Source organism: Streptosporangium sp. NPDC048047, assembly GCF_040653115.1.
In the GTDB taxonomy this organism is placed as follows: domain Bacteria; phylum Actinomycetota; class Actinomycetes; order Streptosporangiales; family Streptosporangiaceae; genus Streptosporangium.
This window is the reverse complement of sequence record NZ_JBEZNH010000008.1, coordinates 21,574-38,604: the sequence shown is the minus strand read 5'-3', so window position 1 is coordinate 38,604 and position 17,031 is coordinate 21,574. Positions and strand designations below refer to the sequence as shown.

Genomic DNA, 17,031 nt, shown 5'->3' with positions numbered 1-17,031 from the left:
ACGGTACCGCGCACCGGCCGATTCGCTCCAGCGCGAATCGATGGAGCGGACCGGGAGGCGACGGCAGGGTCGGGCGCATGACGACTTCGACGACGTCCGGCGGCGCGGTGTTCGCCGACGCCGATTTCCGGCGGCTGTTCGCCGCGGCCGCGGCCAGCAGGCTGGGCACCTCGATCGGGCAGCTGGCGCTGCCGCTGGCGGCCGTGACGGCGCTCGGCGCCGGGCCCGCGGAGGTCGGGGCGCTCGCGGCGGCGAGCACCCTGGCGTTCCTGCTGATCGGCCTGCCCGCGGGGGCCTGGGTGGACCGGGTGCGGCGGCGGCCGGTGCTGGTGGCGGCCGACCTGGCGCGGGCCGTACTGCTTGGGTCGGTGCCGCTCGCCTGGTGGGCGGGGGCGCTGACCCTGGCCCAGCTGTACGCGGTGGCGCTGCTGTGCGGGGCGGCCACGGTGTTCTTCGACGTCGCCGACCAGAGCTACCTGCCGCACCTGGTCGGGCCCGGACGGCTGACGGCCGCCAACACCGCGCTGGTCAGCATGGACGCGGCCAACCAGCTCGCCGGCCGGGGCGTCGGCGGGCTGCTGGTGGAGCTGCTGTCGGCCCCGGTGGCGATCGCCGTGGACGCGCTGAGCTTCCTGTGGTCGGCGCTGTGCCTGCGCTCCATCCGCCGCCCCGAGCCGCGGCCCGGTACGGCGGGGGCGAGCCTGGGCCGCGACATCGCCGAGGGGGTCCGGCTGGTGACGCGTCACCCGATCCTGCGGGCCTTCACCGCCGAGGGCGCGCTGACGAACCTGGGCAGCCAGATCGTCCTGACGATGCTGCCCGTGCTGTTCGTCCGGGAACCGGGCCTGTCCCCGCTGTGGCTCGGCGCGTTCCTCACCGCGGGCGGGGCCGGCTCCCTCCTCGGCTCGGCCGCCGCGCGCCGGCTGGGCACGCGGCTGGGGGAGGGGCGGCTGATCCTGCTGACCAGCGTCGGGATCGTGCCCTTCCTGCCGCTGGTGCCGCTGCTGGACGGCGGCGCCGGACTGTGGGCGGCCGGCGCGGCGTGGGCGGTGCTCACCGTCAAGGTCGGCGTCAGCAACGTGATCAAGGTGAGCTACCGGCAGCGGATCACTCCGGATCGGCTGCTGGGCCGGGTCGGGGCGACGATGCGTTTCCTGCTGACCGGGGCGCTGGCGATCGGCGCGGGGGTGTCCGGCCTGGTCGGCGAGCTGGCGGGGGTGCGGGCGGCGCTGTGGGCGGGGGCGGGCGTGCTGGCGGTGAGCTGCCTGCCGATCGTGTGCTCACCGCTGCGGACGCTGCGCGACCTTCCTGCGAGCGAGGATCCGGCGTGACCCGGCTTCGCGGGATACGGCCCGCCGGTGTTCTCGCGTCCGGACGGCCGACGGCGTCTGGGACGCTGTCCGCCCTCGGCCCGGTCGATGCGGCCGACCGCTACGGCGTCGAGTCCGGGTGACACCCCGACGCCGCCCGGCGGAATCGACCGGAGTCGTCGTATCCGGGCCGCGTCGTTCGTAGTCAGGGTGAACGGTCGCCCACGAGGGCGCTGTCACGACCGGCCGTCACGACCAGGGGAGATGCCGACCGATGCAGCAGCACCCACAGGCCAGGATCCGCCGCATGTTCGAGCTCGTCGAGCCGATCGCCACCGTCACCTTCTCCGAGGTGGTGAACGAGGCGTTCCTGGCCCTCGGCATGCGCGACTACTGGGACGGATACTTCGTGGGCCGGGCCGCACCGCTGGGGCCGGCGCCGGCCGCGGTGGTGCACGCGGTCTTCTACAACTTCGCCGACGGCGAGGTGGCACGCCACATCCCCTGGGTGTGGGGAAAGATCACCCCGCAGGAGGCGATCACCGTGCGCGAACGGGGCAGCGCCGCCGCCCTGCGGCAGATGATCGGAGAGCTCGCCGACTCGCCCGGCCTGGTGCGGGCCGCCGACCTCGCCACCCGGGCGGCGGTCAGCGCGCCGGCCGAGGGCCGGCCACTGCGGCGCCGGTTTCGGCGTCTCGACGGCGACCGCGTGGCGGCATGTGCAGGAGACGGTGGCGCTGCCGTCGGCCCGCTCCCCGAAGCTCGGCCGGGCATTGCGGAAGGCCAAGCGGGACGGGCTGCACCACCTGATGGGCGACGGCACATTCCAGAGGTATTTCAGGTGTAGCCGGATCCACCCCTACGCGCGGGCGCGAAGGGGGCCCGGTAGCAATAGAGCAGAATCCAATGAACCTGCTGCTGACCTGCGGGAATTCCTTGGGGAAACACGATCACGGGGCGGCGGGCCAAGCTCCATCCATGCAAGTCAGACTCATATCTGTTAGATTTTCCGGGATTGTACCGGAACCCCGATCAAGTGGACTGAAAGGACTTTTTAACCGGTTCGCGTCACCGTTCTCATAAATCACTGGAGAAGGGAGAATCACGTGCGTTACTTGAGCAAGGCCACGACAGTGCTCGCGACCGTCGGTGCGATCGCGGGGCTGGCCTTGGTGAGCGCCCCGGCCGCCCAGGCCGCGACATCCTTTGACCCGTGCATCTCGATCCCGTCCAGCGGCCCGAACCTGGACGACGGCTGGGGTGTCATGAAGGGGTCGTACAACCTCAAGAACGGGCCGTCCATCCGAAAGTGCAACAGGATGCGAATGCACAGGCGCCAGGTGCTCTACTTCCACTGCTGGGTGAAGAACTCCCAAGGCAATCTCTGGGTCTACGGGCGGGTCAAGGGGACCAAGACATACGGATGGATGTCCGTCGACAACTTCAGCTCCGTCCACCACTCCAGCTACCCGACCTGCAACTGGGACAAGGGCAAGGACCACACGTAGCGGTTGCGATCACTGTCTGGGGCTGGCCCCCCTTTCATAAGCGGTCAGGCTCCTGATCGGATGTTGCCAAGCCCCGGGTTCGATGGAGACCGGGCCAGCTGGTTTTCAGGGGTGCTCGTGGTGCGGTGATCGTCGCGTGGGGAGCTTCGACCTCGACGGGTGGGACGTGGCCGGGTTCGCCGTGGAAACGGCGCCGGCGTCAGCGCAAGACGGCCGCCGAGGCGTGGGCGACGGCCGCGGAGGCGAACGCGGTGATGGCCGGATGCGGTCTGCCCCCGTCCCCGGCCAGCTCCGGCTGGAAGAGGGTGGCGAGGAAGAAGGGGTGACCGGGCAGCTCCAGGACCCGTACGGCCCCCTCCGCGCCGCGGCCGGTGAACCTCAGCCCGCCCTCTTCGAGCACCGGCACGTAGGCGGGGTCGAGACCGAAGCCGCAGGAGTACTTCTCCACGGTACGGTCCGCGCCGACGATCCTCTCGATCAGCGAGCCCGGCTCCAGCCGTACCTCCTCCTCGTGGCCGGCGAGCGAGCAGGCCAGGGGGACCAGCAGGAACTCCCCGGCGCCGGGGTCGTTCTCGGCGTGCGCGACCCGCAGGCCCAGCACGTCGCGGGCGTACTCTAGCAGGGTGTGCTGGAAGCCCCCGCAGGTGCCGAGGAACGGGATGCCGTTCTCGCGGGCCGTGCGGGCGGCGGTCACCGCGCCGGCCTCGCTGCGGTAGGGGCTGCCGGGCAGCATCCAGACGCCGTCGAACCCCTCCAGCCCTTCGGCCTCGTCGGTGGGGATCCAGTAGGCGTCCAGGGTCAGCCCGTCGCGTTCGCGCAACGCGGCGAGGAGGGCGGGGACGCGGGTGTGGGCCTGGACGGCGGGTGATCTGTCGCCCACCAGGGCGATTCTCGCGATGGTCACGCGCCCATCCTGACCGCCGCCCGCCGATGAGGGCCAACGATGATTCCTGCTGCGGCGATAAGCGATACTGATGCGCCGTGGATCCGCATCTGCTGCGCACGTTCGTGACCGTCGTCCGCCGCCGGTCCTTCTCCGCCGCCGCCGAGGAGCTCGGCTACACCCAGTCGGCAATTTCCCAGCAGATCGCCGCGCTGGAGGCCGATCTGGGGCTGCCGCTGCTGCGCCGCCGTCCGGTGGCGCCGACCCGGGCGGGGGAGCGGCTGCTGGAGCACGCCCGGCCACTGCTGCTGCGGCACCGGGCGGCCCGCGCGGACGTGCTGCGCGCCGCCGCCGGACCGGCCGGGCGGCTGACCGTGGCGGCCTCTCCTCTGGCGCTGATCCCGGCGGTCGTCCGCGCCCTGGAGCCGGGCGGTCCGGCGGTGACGCTGCGTACGGCCGGCCGCGATCGCGTGGCCGAGGAGGTCGCCTCCGGCGACGCCGACCTGGGGTTCGCCGACGGGATCGCGGCTCCGAGCGATCCGCTGCGCCTGGCCGGCACGGGGGCGCCGACCGGCGTGGGGATCGCGGAGGAGGAGCTGGTGGTGGTCCTGCCCGCGCGGCATCCGCTGGCGCGAAGGCGGGGGCTCGAGCTGGCCGGCCTGGCCGACGCGCTGTGGCTGCACGCCCCCGCCTTCGTGCCGGTGGAGCGGCTGCGCGAGGTGGCGGGCGGCGGCGCCTTCCGGACCGGATTCCGCTACGACGGTCACGACCTGCGCACCGTCCTGAGCCTGGTGGCCGCCGGGCACGGCCTCGCCCTGCTGCCCGCGTCGGCCCCGGCCGGAGCCGACGCGGGAGCGGGAGCGCTGACGGCGGTGCCGCTGACGGCGCCGCGCCTGGTGCACCGGGTGGAGATGCTGTGCGACCCGCTCGCCTCCGGCGAGGTGCGGGCCGTCGCAGGCCGGCTCGGCGCCTGACCGGGCCCCTGCGGCTTATCACGAAAAACCCGGAGAGAAGCGCTGTTCCCCGGCATAGGGTGCGGGCGTGGACAATCTTGAAAGGCTCATCATCACGCGGCGGCTGCGGGTCCCCCTGGACGCCCCAGCCGGCGCCGTGCCGGACTGGGGGGAGACGGCCGCCCGCCAGCTCGACGCCGCGCTGCTGAGCGTCGGCTTCACCTGCTCGCCGGCCCTGCTCGGCCGCCTGGCGGAGCTGCCCGGCGCCACCGTGGTGGACCTGGGCGTGCGGGTCCTGGCCGCCGTCCGTGAGCTGGTGGGCGACCACGTACGGCACAACGCCTACTTCATCGACTTCCCCGCGAACGTGCCGGACACCCTGGAGTTCTGGGCGGGCCTGATGCGGGAGGCGCTGCTCGACCCGGTCGCCGCCGACGGCGGCCGGCCGCCGTCGCTCGACCTGCTGGCCCTGCCGGGCTACGGCCGGTACCGGCATTCCTACGCCGACCTGCTGGCCGCGCACGCCGAGCTGGTCCCGCTGGCCGCCGACCGGGTGACCGTGCTGGAGCTCGGCGGCAGCCTGGAGACGGAGGCGTCCGCGCTCTACCTCTCGCTGGCGGGCGCGGAGACGCCCCTGGCCGCCGAGGACCTGACGGCGCTGCGCGCCCTGGCCGCGTTCTGCGCCGACCGGCCGGAGCAGCCGGAGCGCATCCCCGTGCGGGAGAACCGCGCCGTCCTCAACGAGGTACGGCTGGCCGCCGGCCGGCCGCTGCTCGCCGACACCGTGACCGACGTGCTCCGGCTCGCCTGCGGCTGCTCCGGCGGCGACGTCACGCTGGCCGTGCCCACCCGGTTCCGCTCGTTCCGCCGCGCCGAGCGGCGGATCCTGCTCGAAGCCCTGGACGCCGTCGCCTCCCCGTCCGCGCTCGGCGACGTGCCGCGGCACCGGGAGCGGTGGAAGCGGCTCGGCGAGCGGTTGCACCCCCACGAGTACCCGCACCTGGCGCGTGCCGCCCGCGTCTTCGAGGTGGCCAGGGGTGAGCGCCGGGCGGTGAGCCTCGACGGGCGCGTCGAGGCCGCCCTGTCGGCCGGCCGTACGGCCGAGGCCGTCGAGCTGCTGGGGAACGCGCCCGGCGCTCTGCTGCGCCGCCTGGACCACCTGCTGCGGACGGGCTCCGCGTCCGCCGTGCTGGACGCCGCGGAGAAGGCCGCCGCGGGCGCCTCCGGCCGCGTGCTGCTGTCCCTGCGCGAGCACCTGCAGAACCGTCTCACCCCCGCCGCGGGCCGCGTCTTCGCCAACCGGCACGGCAGGGCGTGGACGGCGCCCGACACCCGCCCGCCGCTCGCGGAGGAGGTCGTCACACGGGCCCTCGCCGTCCTGGACGAGGAGATCACCCGCCGCCTCCCCGACCTCGGCGAGCTCGTCGTCGACCCCGACGTGCTCGACGTCGCCCTGCCGCTGTCCGGCAAGGCCGTCGCGCCCGGGATCGGCGTGCTGCCCCGCGGCTCGCTGTCGCCGGTGGACGGCGAGCTGTTCCGGTTCTTCGTCCACTGGCGGCAGACCGCGCGGCGCACCGACTACGACCTGTCGGCGCTCATGCTCGACGCCTCCTACGGCGACCCCGAGCACATCTCGTGGACGAACTACGGCAACGGTTTCGCCACCTACTCCGGCGACCTCACCCAGGCTCCCGACGGCGCGTCGGAGTTCATCGACGTCAGGCTGGCGGAGGCGATCCGGCCGATCATCATCCCGCAGGTGAACGTCTACGCGGGGGAGCCGTTCGACCAGGCCGCCGAGGCGTTCTTCGGGTACATGACCAGGGACGCCGCACAGGAGGGCAGGCCGTTCGAGCCGCGGACCGTGCGGATGAAGTCCGACCTGCGCGGGTCGGGCCGCGTCGCCCTGCCGTTCGTGCTGCTGCGCGGTGACGACGGCCGGTGGCGGGTGAAGTGGCTGCACCTCTACCTGAAGGGGTTCCCGCACTTCAACCAGGTGGAGGGCAACCGGGTGACCGCCTCGCTGCTGACCCGTTCGATCGTGGAACGCGACTACCTGCGGGTCCGGTATCTCACCGGCCTGCTGCGCGCCAGGGGTTCGACGGCCGCGCACACCACCTACATCGGGCTGGAGACGCCGGCCGGACTGCCGCCGGGCTCGCGGGTGTACACGCCCGGGACCCTGCACGAACTGATCCCCGCCTGATACGGTTGGGGCGCGAGGCCATGGGAGGGCTTCCTTCCACCTTCTTTGGATCGGCAGGCAGGCTTCGGCCTCCTGCCGGCGGTTCCAGTCTTCCCGCTTTCCTCGCACACCGGTCGTGAGGCCATTCGGGGGCTTCCTTCTTCCTGGTTCGATTCCAGGTAGGCTCCATGGGCCTACTGGTTCTCTCAGCTTCCGAGCCCCCCTCACGACCGGCCGCCCTTTCCATCCGTCCCGGTGTCAGCCGGGGGCACGCGTTCGAGCCTGGTCCAGCCCGTCCAGCCTCGCCGGCTCAGCAGCTCGATCAGCCGGCGTGCCGCCGGCACGGTGTCGAAGGCCAGTCTGTCCATCAGCTCGACGAGGGACGGCTCGATATCGGTGTCGTCCATGTAGTCCTCGCCGTGCTCGCCGGCCAGCCACGTGAAGTAGGCGGCCAGCTTCTCCGCGAGTCCGGCCAGCCGCGGGTCGTCATCGGCCCGGTCGAGAGCCTGGCCGAGGGTGAGGTAGAAGTCGACGAGCCGTGGATCGGCGATCTGCTCCCGCTTGCGGGCCATCCACTCCGGGACCCGCTCGGGTGAGCGCGCGGCCAGCGGGATCCAGCCGTCGCGCTCGGCCCGGACGATCCGCTCGTCGACCCCGAGCCCCCGCAGCAGGCCGAGATACCCGACCACCTCCGGGGGCAGCGCCAGGCCGTCCCCGGAGTTGAGCCGGGCGATCCGTTCGCGGTGCCGTCGCCGCTGCCGGATCTCCGTCCGCAGCCGCTCGTCGATGTCCGCGACCGCCGCGGCGAACTCCTCCTCGCCGGCCCGCAGCAGCTGCCGCACCCGCGCCAGCGGGACCCCGGCCTCGGCGAGCGTCCGGATCCTGATCAGCTCGACCACGGCGCCGGCGTCGTATCTGCGGTAGCCGGAGTGGTCCCGCTCCGGCTCCGGCAGCAGCCCCTTGGCGTGATAGTGCCGCACCGTGCGCACCGTCACCCCGGTGTACGACGCCAGCTCGCCGATGGTCAGCATCGCACCAGTCTCCTACGGGGAGTTCAGGGACGCGCCTGGCGCACACCCCGGATGATCCGGGCGATTTCCAGGGCGTGGGTGAAGACCAGTCCGTGGTCGGCGTCGATCCAGGAGACGGCGATGTCCGGGTGCTCGCGGACGAGCCGTTCGATGCCCGCGCGCCAGTTGCGGTTGAACCGCGGTGCGTGCCCCTCGCCGCCGTCGCCGGCCATCGAGGTCGACATGATCATGCTGATCGGCCGGTCGATCCTCCTGTAGCGGTCGAGGATCCCGGCGCGCACCGCGTCGATCTCGAGGTTCACGCCGAGGATCTCCTGGGCGGTGAGCAGCACCTGACGCGCGGTGCCCCGCTCGGCCTCCCGCAGGGTCGCCATCTCCTCCCACATGGCGCGGAACTCCGGCAGGACGGTATCGGTGACGAACGGCTCGGGCACCGGGTTCGCCCCGTCGATGAGAACGAGTCCGGCGACGGAGCCGGGATGCCCGGAGGCGTGGTGCACGGCCAGGTCGGCGCCCAGCGAGTAGCCCACCAGCACGGGCGCCGCGGACAGGCCCAGGTTTCCCAGCTCCGCCATCACCGCGGCGAGATCGCTGAGAAAGGCGTCGAAGGAGTACCGGCCGGCGGCCGAGGCGAGGCCGTGGCCCCGCAGGTCGAAGGTCACCACGTCGTGGTCGCGCCGCAGCAGCCCGGTCAGCTCGTGCAGGCCGGCCTGCGTCGAGTTCAACCCGGGGCACAGGACCAGCGGTCGTCCCCGGCCGCCGCGGGACACCGGGATGGTGATGCCGTCATGGTGGATCGTGAAGTGCCGTGTCGTTCCGCCGCCTCTTCCCGCCCGCACGCCCTCGTCGCCGTGCTCGCCGTACCGCTCATGAGGTCCGGCGACCTCGATCACCCTGGTCATCTTGTTCATGCCGCCATGCTGGGAGCCTGACGCTGCGTCAGGGTCAAGCGGCGCGGTGACAGGACGTCCGCGTCCCGGCCCTGGCTCACGCGCCGCGGGCTCCCTCCGGCGGAGAACCTAAGGTCGCCGACGCCTACACGACGGTGAAGGCCCAGGTGAAAGCGAAGCTGCGCAAGCCCCTGGCCAAGCCGGTCGCCTTCCGCCCCGACGCGGCGCAGCCGTTCGACGACCGGTGCCTGTCCTGGCAGGTCGAAGAACGCACCGTGAGCATCTGGACCACCGGCGGCCGGATGAAGGGCGTGGCGTTCGGCTGCTCCGACGAACAGGCCCGCGCGCTGGCCGCCTACCGCAAGGGCGAATCCGACCTCATCCACCGCGACGGCATGTGGCTGCTGACGGCCACCTGCGACGTCCCCGACGTCGACGTCACCGAACCCGACGCCTTCCTCGGCGTCGACCTCGGCATCGCCAACATCGCCACCACCAGCGACGGCACCCGGCACTCCGGCAAGCACCTGAACGCAGTCCGCCACCGCAACCGACAGTTGCGCCGCCGCCTGCAGGCCAAACAGACCACGTCCGCCAAGCGGCTGCTCAAGCGGCGCCGCCGCAAGGAGGCCCGCTTCGCCCGCGACGTCAACCACGTCATCTCCAAGACCATCGTGACCGAGGCGCAACGCACCGGGCGCGGCATCGCCCTGGAAGACCTTCAGGGCATCCGCGACCGGGTACGGCTCCGCAAGCCCCAGCGGGTCACGCTGCACTCCTGGAGCTTCCACCAGCTGGGAGGCTTCATCGCCTACAAGGCCGCCCGCGCCGGGGTCGCCGTGATGCACGTCGATGCCGCTCACACCTCCCAAGGGTGTTCGGCCTGCGGGCACATCGACCGGCGCAACCGGCCGGACCAGGAAACCTTCTCCTGCACGTCGTGCGGCTTCGCTGAGCACGCCGACGTCAACGCGGCCCGCAACATCGCCTCGCGCGGTGAGGCGGGCTGGGCCGCCGTCAGCCGGCCGCACGCGGCCTGAGCCGTCGAACCCATCGACGGATAGGAGCTGCAAGCTCGGTCCTTCAGGGCCGAGAAGCTGACCGGCGCACCCTGAACCTCAGGTGCAGCACCCCCTCGCTCTGGATGACCACGTGGGGGTCCTCCAGCAGGTGCCGCCCGTCGATGTCGCCGAAGTAGCGTCTGCCCGATCCGAACACCACCGGCACCACGTCCATCGCCACCTCGTCCACGAGACCGGCCTCCAGGATCCGGCCGCCCGCCTCGCCGGCGTTCACCGCGACGGTCCGATCCCCGGCGAGTTCCCGGGCCCGGTCGATCGCGGCCGTCACATCGCCGGCGAAATGGCACGACGCCTCGGGGTGCCAGCCCTCGGGCTTGGGCCGATGGGACACCACGACGATGTGGTCGCCCGCGGGCGGCCGTCCCTCCCAGCCGTTCACCAGGTCGAACAGGCGCCGGCCCATCACGGTCGTGCCGATCGTCTCCCACGTCGACCGGACGTACTCCGCCGACGCGCGTGGGACCTTGACGCGGCTTCCTGAGCCGGAATGGTCGTATCCCCGGCCGTCGTCTTCGGTGACCGGGGCCTCGCCGTTGAAGTACCAGTCATGGAGCGGCCCGACGTCGTCGTTCTTGTCGGCGATGAAGCCGTCCACCGACATCACGCTGTGCATGATCACTTTTCCCACAGGTTCTCCCGAAGTCCTCTCGCGCGTTCGCCTCCGATCCTTCCGTCCTCGCAGGCCGGCGGACTTGTAAAAAATCAATCGGCGGGCATCGGGCCGCTGTCCGGAGGGAACCCCCGTTCGGCGGGGAACCGGCGGCGCAGGGCCAGGTAGTCCGTCGGGGTGTGGCCGGTGAAGTCCTTGAACTCCCTGATGAAATGGGCCTGGTCGAAGTAGCCCGCCGTCTGGGCGAGCCGGGACCAGTCGACCGGGCCCCGGGCGTCCACGGACACGATCAGCCGTGCGAAACGGTAGATCCGCGCCACCCGCTTGGGGGTGACCCCGACATGGGCCTTGAACTGTGTGGCCAGGTGGGTGCCGCTCACCCCGGCGGCGTCGGTCAGCGCGGCGATCGGGACCGCGCCGTGTGTGGTCTCCAGGCGGCCGCCCGTGTGCCGGACCAGGTTGAGACCGCGCGCCGGCGCCTCGGCGAGTCGCGACAGCAGTTCCTCCTCCACTGCCCGCAACCTCTCGGCGGCCGATGCGAGGTCGCCGACCCGGTTGCGGATCCGGTCCAGGGACCGCCGCCAGACGGCGTCGACCGGCACCCACCGGTTCCGCAGCTCGGCAGCCGGTACGCCGGCGAACGCCGAGAGTCCCCAGGGTTTGAAGTGCACCCCGACGAGCCGCACCGGTGTGGGGTACTCGAAGAGGAAACGTCTGGTCCACACGCCCATGAACCACCCGTCGGTGAGCGTCGCCGGCGGCGTCGAGGGGTCGGAGTCCCACAGGCGGACGGGTCCGCCCAGGTTGACGAACAGGTGCGCCGACGGCATCGGCGGGACGTTCATCCGGCGGTGGCGCGGCGTCCCGGTCAGGCAGTAGATGTCGTCGATGAACCGGTCGAGCGGCGGCGGGGGCACCCGGGCGACGTATTCCATCGCGTCAGTGTGGCCGATGGGCGTCCGGTCTCGGGGGTTCACGAGCCACGGGTGCCCCGCCGGGCGGCGGAGATCACATTTCGTGTGCTCGCCCGGCGTGGGCACGGCGGCGGACGGCGGCGGACGGCGGCGCGGAACGCCCCGTTCCCATGCGAATACGGCGGATCCGCTTGAGAAGTGCATACCGAATATGCATACTCGGTATCTGTGTCCATCAGGCACGGGCTGCTCGCCCTGCTCAGTAGGGGACCCCGGCACGGCTATCAGCTGCGCGCGGAGTTCGAGGCGTCGACCGGGGCGGCCTGGCCGCTCAACATCGGCCAGGTCTACACGACGCTGTCCCGCATGGAACGCGACGGCCTGGTCGCGCCGGGGGAGCCGGACGAGCAGGGCCGGGTCGTCTACACGGTCACCGCGGCCGGCCGGACGGAAATGGCGCGATGGTTCAGCACCCCCGTCGTCCAGTCCGACCGGCCGCGGGACGAGCTGGTCATCAAGCTGGCCATGGCCGTCGCCGCCGGGGAGGTGGACGTCGCCGAGGTCATCCGCAGGCAGCGCACCGCGACCATGACGGCCCTCCAGCGGCTGACCAGGGCCAAGCGGGCCGCCACGGAGGGCGCGGCCCAGCGGCTCGTGCTCGATTCCATGATCTTCCAGGTCGAGGCCGAACAACGGTGGCTGGACCACTGCGAGGCCGTTCTCGAAGAGGAGAGAAGATGACGGTCGTACGGCTGGCCGGGGTGGCCAGGGTCCACGGTGAGGGGGCGACGGCCGTGCACGCCCTGAAGGACGTGAGCCTCCAGGTGGAGCCGGGAGAGCTGGTCGCGGTCATGGGCCCGTCCGGGTCCGGCAAGTCGACCCTGCTCAACGTCGCGGGCGGGCTCGACCGGCCCACCTCGGGGACGGTGCACGTCGACGGGCGGGACCTGGCCGGCGTGCGCGACCTGGCGGCACTGCGGCGCCGCAGCGTCGGCTACGTCTTCCAGGACCTCAACCTGATCGCGTCGCTGACGGCGGCGGAGAACGTCATGCTGCCGCGCGAGCTCGACGGCGTGCGGTCACGCCCCGCCCGCGAGGAGGCCGTGGCCGTGCTGGCGGAGGTCGACGCGGCGGACCTGGCCGACCGTTTCCCCGACGAGCTGTCCGGCGGCCAGCGTCAGCGGGTCGCGATCGCCCGCGCCCTGGTCGGCGAGCGGCGCCTGCTGCTGGCCGACGAGCCGACCGGCGCGCTCGACACGCGCACCGGCGACGAGATCATGCAGGTGCTGCGTGCCCGCTGCGACGCGGGCGCGGCGGTCCTGCTCGTCACCCACGAGCCCCGCTACGCCGCCTGGGCCGACCGCGTGGTGTTCCTCCGCGACGGGATGATCGCCGACTCCACGGACGTGCCGCTGGCGAGCGCCCGGTGAGCGCCGTCGTCGCCGCGCTGCGCATCGCCCGCCGGACCGCGTGGCGCTCCCGGGGGCGCAGCGCGCTCATCATGGTGATGATCGGCCTGCCCGTCCTGGTGATCACGACACTGCTCACCCTCACCGAGACCATGAGCGTCACCCCGCGGGAGGGGCTGACGGCCGAGCTCGGCGCGGCCGACGTCCGCCTCATCCAGACGCCCGCGGGCACGGAGCTCCGGCAGCAGCCCGGCGGGGCGAGCTGGAGGACGGACGGCGAGAAGACCGCGCCCCGGACCGCCGCCGAGGTGACGGCGCTGCTCGGGCCCGGCGCCCGGCTGGTCCCCTTCGACACCGGCGTGCTCCGGCTGGGCGGCGAGCGGGTCGAAGCGCTGGAGACCGACCTGCGCGACCCCCTCACCCGGGGGATGCTGACGCTGAGCGAGGGCAGGCTCCCCGCCGCCGGAGAGGTCGCGGTGACCCCCGCGCTCGGCCTGCGGCCCGGCGACCTCCTGCGGCCGTCCGGCGCGGCGCCGCTGACGGTGACGGGCGTGGTCGAGCACCCGCACCTGCCGTCGCTCAAGCGGGTCGTGGGCCCGGACATCCCGGTGGAGACGCCGGATGGGCTCTGGTCTCCGCGTGAATACGGCACCGGCTGGCTCGCCGACACGCCCAAGCCGGTGACCTGGGCCGACGTGCCCGCGTTGAACAAGGCCGGCCTGTCCGTCACCTCCCGCGTCACGCTCACCGACCCGGCGGGCGCCCCGGTCCGCGCCTCGGCCCTCGGCGCCCGGCAGGCGGTCGGGCTCGGCGCCATGGTGATCATGGTGGTGCTGGAGACCGTGCTGCTGGCCGGGCCCGCCTTCGCGGTCGGGCTCCGGAGACGGCGCCGGGAACTGGCCGGGATCGCGGCGCAGGGCGGCTCGGCCCGGCACCTGCGGACGATCGTGCTGGCCGACGGACTGGTCCTCGGCGGTACGGCCACCCTCGTGGCGACGGCGCTGGGCATCGGGGCCGGAACGCTGGGCGCCCCGATCGTGGCGCGCTGGGGAGGATGGGTCGGCCCGCCGGAGGTGCCGTGGCCGCAGGTCCTCGGCGTCGCCGCGCTGGGCCTGGTCACCGGGCTCGTGGCGGCGTTGGTGCCCGCCGTGCAGGCGGCCCGGCAGGACACCGCGACCGTGCTGGCCGGCCGCGCGCCCGCGACGGCCGACCGGCCGGGATGGCCTCTGGCCGGGGCCGTGCTGGTGCTGGCGGGGCTGGGGGCGACCGTGGTGGCGCGTCGCCAGGCGGACTCGATGTGGGTGTCCGCCTCCGCGGTGCCGATCCTGCTCGGGCTGGTGGCGTTGACGCCGTGGCTGATCGGCCGCACGGGACGGCCGGCCGCGCGGCTCTGGCTCCCGCTGCGGGTGTCCGTCCGCGACGCGGTCCGCCACCGATCCCGTACGGCCAGCGCCGTGGCGGCCGTCATGGCGGTCACGGCCACGGTCGTGGCGGTGGGCATCGGCACCCACAGCGCGTACGCGGACCAGCGCGCCGCCTACACCTCGGCCCGGCCGACCGGCATGCTGGCGATCTGGGGCGGCAGCATGGGCGACGCCACGTGGGACAGGGTGCGCGCCGAGGCGGCCCGCCTGCTGCCGGGCGTGCCGCTGACCTCCGGGCACCAGGTGAGGGACGCCCAGGGCCACCGCTACGCGCTGCGGTACATCGTGCGGTGGAGCGGGATACGGACGCGCCGCTCGGTGGTCGTCGGAGACCGGGATCTGCTCAGGCTCCTGCAGGGCCGCGACGATCCGCGGGCGGCCGCGGCGCTGGCGAGCGGCAAGGCCGTGGTGTTCGACGCGGCCGCGGTGCGCAACGGCAGGCTGGCGCTGCGGGCGGGCTCCACGGGCGGTCCCCCGCGCAAGCTGGAGGTGCCCGCGGTGGTGGCCACGCCCGCCGACGAGTATCAGGGTGGCGCCCTGCTGCCGCGCGCCCTGGTCGAGAAGGCCGGTTTCTCGACGGTGGAGCGCCAGCTCTACGCCATGCACCGGTTGCCGGCCGACTCGACGCTGAGACGCGATCTCGCCAAGGTGACCTACCGGGTGTCGGTCGCCTCTGAGGAGGGTTATCGCAACCTGCCCGAACCCGGGCTGTGGGGCTGGCTCGCGGGCGCCCTCGTCCTCGTCGTCGGTGGCACGCTGGCCGCCACCCGCCTGGCGTCGGCCGACATGGGGCCCGAGCGGGCGGCGATGTCGGCCGTCGGCGCCCCACCCCGGACGTTGCGGGCGGTCGTGGCCGGTCAGGCCCTCTACATCTCCGGGCTCGGCGCGCTGGTGGGGCTGGCCGCCGGAACGGTGACGGGCGTGGCGCTGAGCCGGCCGATGACGACGCACGGCGCCGGGGATCCCGCCACGATCGCCGTGCCGTGGCCGTTCGTGATCGCCGTGGTGGTGGGCCTGCCGGTGCTGGCGACCGCGGCGGCGCTGGTCACCCAGGTCAGGACGCCCGTCGCCCGCCGGCTCGTGTGACGCCGGCCCTGGACCACGACCGCGGACCGGACGGGCGGCGCGTCAGCCCGCGGTCCAGGGCCGGAGCTTCTCCGGATTACGCACCGCCCAGATGCGCGTGATCCGGCCGCCCGCGACCTCGAACGCCACGACCACCACGGTGACGCCGTCGTGCCGGACCACCAGGCCGGGCTGGCCGTTGACCGTACGCTCCAGGAACGTCAGGCCCGGCACCCCGGCGGTGATGCCGGCGAAGGCGCGCGCGATCCGCCCGGCGCCCTCGACCGGGCGCAGCAGGGCGCTGGCGACGCCGCCGCCGTCGGCGACGACCGTGGCGCCGGGGTCCAGAAGGCAGATGAGGGCATCGACGTCGCCGGCCGCCCACGCCCTCCTGAAGGCGCCGACGACGCCGGTCCGATCGGCCGCCGGGGTGACGGGGGCCTGGGAGGCGCGGACGCGGCGGCGGGCCGAGGAGGCCAGCTGACGGCACGCCGCCGGGGTACGGCCGACGATCTCGGCCACCTCGGCGAAGGAGTAGCGGAAGACGTCGTGCAGGACGAACGCGACCCGCTCGGCCGGGGTCATCGCCTCCAGCACGACCATGAAGGCCATGGTGACCGACTCGTCGAGGGTGACCTGGTCCGCCGGATCGGCCGCGATCTCGCCCGGCCGGCCGCCGGGCCACTCGCCGCGGTCGGGCAGCGGCTCGGGGATCCATTGCCCCACGTACCGCTCCCGCCGGGCCCGCGCCGAGCCGAGCACGTCCAGGCAGACGCGGCCGGCGACCCTCATCAGCCAGGCCCCGGGGGACTCGACGGCGTCCCGCCGTTCGAGGGGCATCGCGTACCAGCGGGCGTAGGTCTCCTGCACGGCGTCCTCGGCCTCGGCCAGGGAGCCGAGGAGCCGGTAGGCGAGGTTGATCAGCTGACGCCGCTCGCTCATGATCGCGTTCAGGCCCGGATCGGGCCGGCCGTCTCCCGGCCCGGACGGGATGGTCATGGTGCCCCCGGCTCTCCTCGGTGCGTCGGCGTCTCACGGGACCGACGAGACGGCCCCGCGGAATGTGAGGCCGGATCGTTCGGAAAGCCCGCCGGGCCCCGCGGCCTGCGGGACCCGGCGGTCAGCCCTGCAGATAGCGCAGGACGGCCAGCACCCGGCGGTGGTCGCCGTCGGACGGGGACAGGCCGAGCTTGGTGAAGATCTGCGCCACGTGCTTCTCCACCGAGCCGTACGACAGGAACAGCGCCGTGGCGATGGCGTTGTTGGAGCGCCCCTCGGCCATGAGGGAGAGCACCTCGCGTTCCCGGGGGGTGAGCGCGGCCAGCGCCTCGGCGCGGTGACCGGCGCCCATGATCTGGGTGACCACCTCGGGGTCGAGGACGGTCTGCCCGGCCGCGATCCGGTCGAGGGCGGACAGGAAGTCCCCGACGTCGGCGACCCGCTCCTTCAGCAGGTAACCCACCCCGTGGGCGCCGTCGGCGAGCAGCCGCGCGGCGTAGCGCGTCTCGATGTACTGGGAGAACACCAGCACGCCCAGACCCGGGTGGGCGCGGCGGACCCGGAGCGCGGCCCGCAGTCCCTCGTCGGTGTGGGAGGGCGGCATGCGCACGTCCACCACGGCGACGTCGGGCCGGTGCTCGGCCACGGCCGCCTCCAGCGCCTCGCCGTCGCCCACGGCGGCCGCCACCTCGTGACCCCGGGAGGTGAGCAGCATGCACAGCCCGTCCCTGAGCACCGCCGCGTCCTCGGCCATCACGATGCGCATGG

At 73.3% G+C, this 17,031-nt stretch carries 15 protein-coding genes and 2 pseudogenes; 9 read left to right on the top strand and 8 right to left on the bottom strand.

Annotated features, from left to right (window positions below; genetic code table 11):
• Window positions 1-77 precede the first annotated feature (77 nt).
• Entirely contained in the window at window positions 78-1,331 is a 1,254-nt protein-coding gene (locus AB0D67_RS09510; RefSeq protein WP_362931783.1) for an MFS transporter, read from the top strand.
• Between the two features lie 659 nt (window positions 1,332-1,990).
• Window positions 1,991-2,134 (top strand): annotated as a pseudogene (locus AB0D67_RS09505) (IS5/IS1182 family transposase); the annotation flags it as partial.
• 287 nt (window positions 2,135-2,421) lie between these two features.
• Here AB0D67_RS09505 and AB0D67_RS09500 read toward each other — a convergent pair.
• Window positions 2,422-2,577, bottom strand: a complete 156-nt coding sequence (locus AB0D67_RS09500) for a hypothetical protein (protein ID WP_362931781.1) — start codon at window positions 2,575-2,577, stop codon at window positions 2,422-2,424.
• 52 nt (window positions 2,578-2,629) lie between these two features.
• Between AB0D67_RS09500 and AB0D67_RS09495 the strand changes: the two genes are divergently transcribed.
• On the top strand, window positions 2,630-2,818 hold the full coding sequence (locus tag AB0D67_RS09495; protein WP_362931779.1) for a hypothetical protein: 189 nt from the start codon (window positions 2,630-2,632) through the stop codon (window positions 2,816-2,818).
• A gap of 199 nt (window positions 2,819-3,017) precedes the next feature.
• Here the strand turns inward: AB0D67_RS09495 and AB0D67_RS09490 are convergent, their stop codons facing one another.
• Window positions 3,018-3,722 (bottom strand): hypothetical protein, encoded by a 705-nt coding sequence (locus tag AB0D67_RS09490; protein ID WP_362931777.1) that lies wholly within the window; start codon window positions 3,720-3,722, stop codon window positions 3,018-3,020.
• Window positions 3,723-3,799: 77 nt separating this feature from the next.
• On the opposite strand from AB0D67_RS09490, the gene AB0D67_RS09485 reads away from it, so the two are divergent.
• A complete protein-coding gene (locus tag AB0D67_RS09485) occupies window positions 3,800-4,675 on the top strand; it encodes a LysR family transcriptional regulator (RefSeq protein WP_362931775.1) in 876 nt (291 codons plus the stop codon).
• Between the two features lie 67 nt (window positions 4,676-4,742).
• On the top strand, window positions 4,743-6,860 hold the full coding sequence (locus tag AB0D67_RS09480; protein ID WP_362931774.1) for a hypothetical protein: 2,118 nt from the start codon (window positions 4,743-4,745) through the stop codon (window positions 6,858-6,860).
• Between the two features lie 203 nt (window positions 6,861-7,063).
• On the opposite strand, the gene AB0D67_RS09475 is transcribed toward AB0D67_RS09480, so the two are convergent.
• Both AB0D67_RS09475 and AB0D67_RS09470 read right to left on the bottom strand, forming a co-directional pair.
• Window positions 7,064-7,870, bottom strand: coding sequence for a MerR family transcriptional regulator (locus AB0D67_RS09475; protein WP_362931772.1), 807 nt, complete (start codon window positions 7,868-7,870; stop codon window positions 7,064-7,066).
• A gap of 23 nt (window positions 7,871-7,893) precedes the next feature.
• Complete coding sequence (locus AB0D67_RS09470) at window positions 7,894-8,781, bottom strand: alpha/beta hydrolase (RefSeq protein WP_362931770.1); 888 nt, start codon at window positions 8,779-8,781, stop codon at window positions 7,894-7,896.
• A gap of 110 nt (window positions 8,782-8,891) precedes the next feature.
• On the opposite strand from AB0D67_RS09470, the pseudogene AB0D67_RS09465 reads away from it, so the two are divergent.
• Window positions 8,892-9,800 (top strand): annotated as a pseudogene (locus AB0D67_RS09465) (transposase); the annotation flags it as partial.
• Between the two features lie 43 nt (window positions 9,801-9,843).
• Here the strand turns inward: AB0D67_RS09465 and AB0D67_RS09460 are convergent.
• Both AB0D67_RS09460 and AB0D67_RS09455 read right to left on the bottom strand, forming a co-directional pair.
• On the bottom strand, window positions 9,844-10,470 hold the full coding sequence (locus AB0D67_RS09460) for a dihydrofolate reductase (protein WP_362931768.1): 627 nt from the start codon (window positions 10,468-10,470) through the stop codon (window positions 9,844-9,846).
• A gap of 74 nt (window positions 10,471-10,544) precedes the next feature.
• Window positions 10,545-11,387: an AraC family transcriptional regulator gene (locus tag AB0D67_RS09455; protein WP_362931766.1), complete on the bottom strand. Its 843-nt coding sequence runs from the start codon at window positions 11,385-11,387 to the stop codon at window positions 10,545-10,547.
• Window positions 11,388-11,594: 207 nt separating this feature from the next.
• Here AB0D67_RS09455 and AB0D67_RS09450 point away from each other — a divergent pair, with 207 nt between their 5' ends.
• The 3 genes from AB0D67_RS09450 to AB0D67_RS09440 are packed head-to-tail and all read left to right on the top strand — an operon-like array spanning window position 11,595 to window position 15,285.
• Window positions 11,595-12,107, top strand: coding sequence for a PadR family transcriptional regulator (locus tag AB0D67_RS09450; RefSeq protein ID WP_362931764.1), 513 nt, complete (start codon window positions 11,595-11,597; stop codon window positions 12,105-12,107).
• Window positions 12,104-12,796, top strand: a complete 693-nt coding sequence (locus AB0D67_RS09445) for an ABC transporter ATP-binding protein (RefSeq protein WP_362931762.1) — start codon at window positions 12,104-12,106, stop codon at window positions 12,794-12,796. Before AB0D67_RS09450 ends, AB0D67_RS09445 begins: the two co-directional genes overlap by 4 nt.
• Window positions 12,793-15,285, top strand: a complete 2,493-nt coding sequence (locus tag AB0D67_RS09440) for an ABC transporter permease (protein WP_362931760.1) — start codon at window positions 12,793-12,795, stop codon at window positions 15,283-15,285. The genes AB0D67_RS09445 and AB0D67_RS09440 overlap by 4 nt, the downstream gene beginning before the upstream one ends.
• Window positions 15,286-15,327: 42 nt before the next feature.
• Here the strand turns inward: AB0D67_RS09440 and sigJ are convergent, their stop codons facing one another.
• Both sigJ and AB0D67_RS09430 read right to left on the bottom strand, forming a co-directional pair.
• The gene (sigJ, locus tag AB0D67_RS09435; RefSeq protein ID WP_362931758.1) at window positions 15,328-16,263 is read right to left on the bottom strand and encodes an RNA polymerase sigma factor SigJ; all 936 of its coding nucleotides are present in this window, start codon (window positions 16,261-16,263) and stop codon (window positions 15,328-15,330) included.
• A gap of 121 nt (window positions 16,264-16,384) precedes the next feature.
• Entirely contained in the window at window positions 16,385-17,029 is a 645-nt protein-coding gene (locus AB0D67_RS09430) for a response regulator transcription factor (RefSeq protein ID WP_362931756.1), read from the bottom strand.
• Between the last annotated feature and the right edge of the window lie 2 nt (window positions 17,030-17,031).

What these genes read in the sequence shown, in the direction of transcription:
- AB0D67_RS09510 (WP_362931783.1), top strand. Translation starts at nt 78, where the DNA reads ATGACGACTTCGACGACGTCCGGCGGCGCGGTGTTCGCCGACGCCGAT.
- AB0D67_RS09500 (WP_362931781.1), bottom strand. Translation starts at nt 2,577, where the DNA reads ATGACACCCCAGCCGTCGTCCAGGTTCGGGCCGCTGGACGGGATCGAG.
- AB0D67_RS09495 (WP_362931779.1), top strand. Translation starts at nt 2,630, where the DNA reads ATGCGAATGCACAGGCGCCAGGTGCTCTACTTCCACTGCTGGGTGAAG.
- AB0D67_RS09475 (WP_362931772.1), bottom strand. Translation starts at nt 7,870, where the DNA reads ATGCTGACCATCGGCGAGCTGGCGTCGTACACCGGGGTGACGGTGCGC.
- AB0D67_RS09470 (WP_362931770.1), bottom strand. Translation starts at nt 8,781, where the DNA reads ATGAACAAGATGACCAGGGTGATCGAGGTCGCCGGACCTCATGAGCGG.
- AB0D67_RS09455 (WP_362931766.1), bottom strand. Translation starts at nt 11,387, where the DNA reads ATGGAATACGTCGCCCGGGTGCCCCCGCCGCCGCTCGACCGGTTCATC.
- AB0D67_RS09445 (WP_362931762.1), top strand. Translation starts at nt 12,104, where the DNA reads ATGACGGTCGTACGGCTGGCCGGGGTGGCCAGGGTCCACGGTGAGGGG.
- sigJ (WP_362931758.1), bottom strand. Translation starts at nt 16,263, where the DNA reads ATGACCATCCCGTCCGGGCCGGGAGACGGCCGGCCCGATCCGGGCCTG.
- AB0D67_RS09430 (WP_362931756.1), bottom strand. Translation starts at nt 17,029, where the DNA reads ATGCGCATCGTGATGGCCGAGGACGCGGCGGTGCTCAGGGACGGGCTG.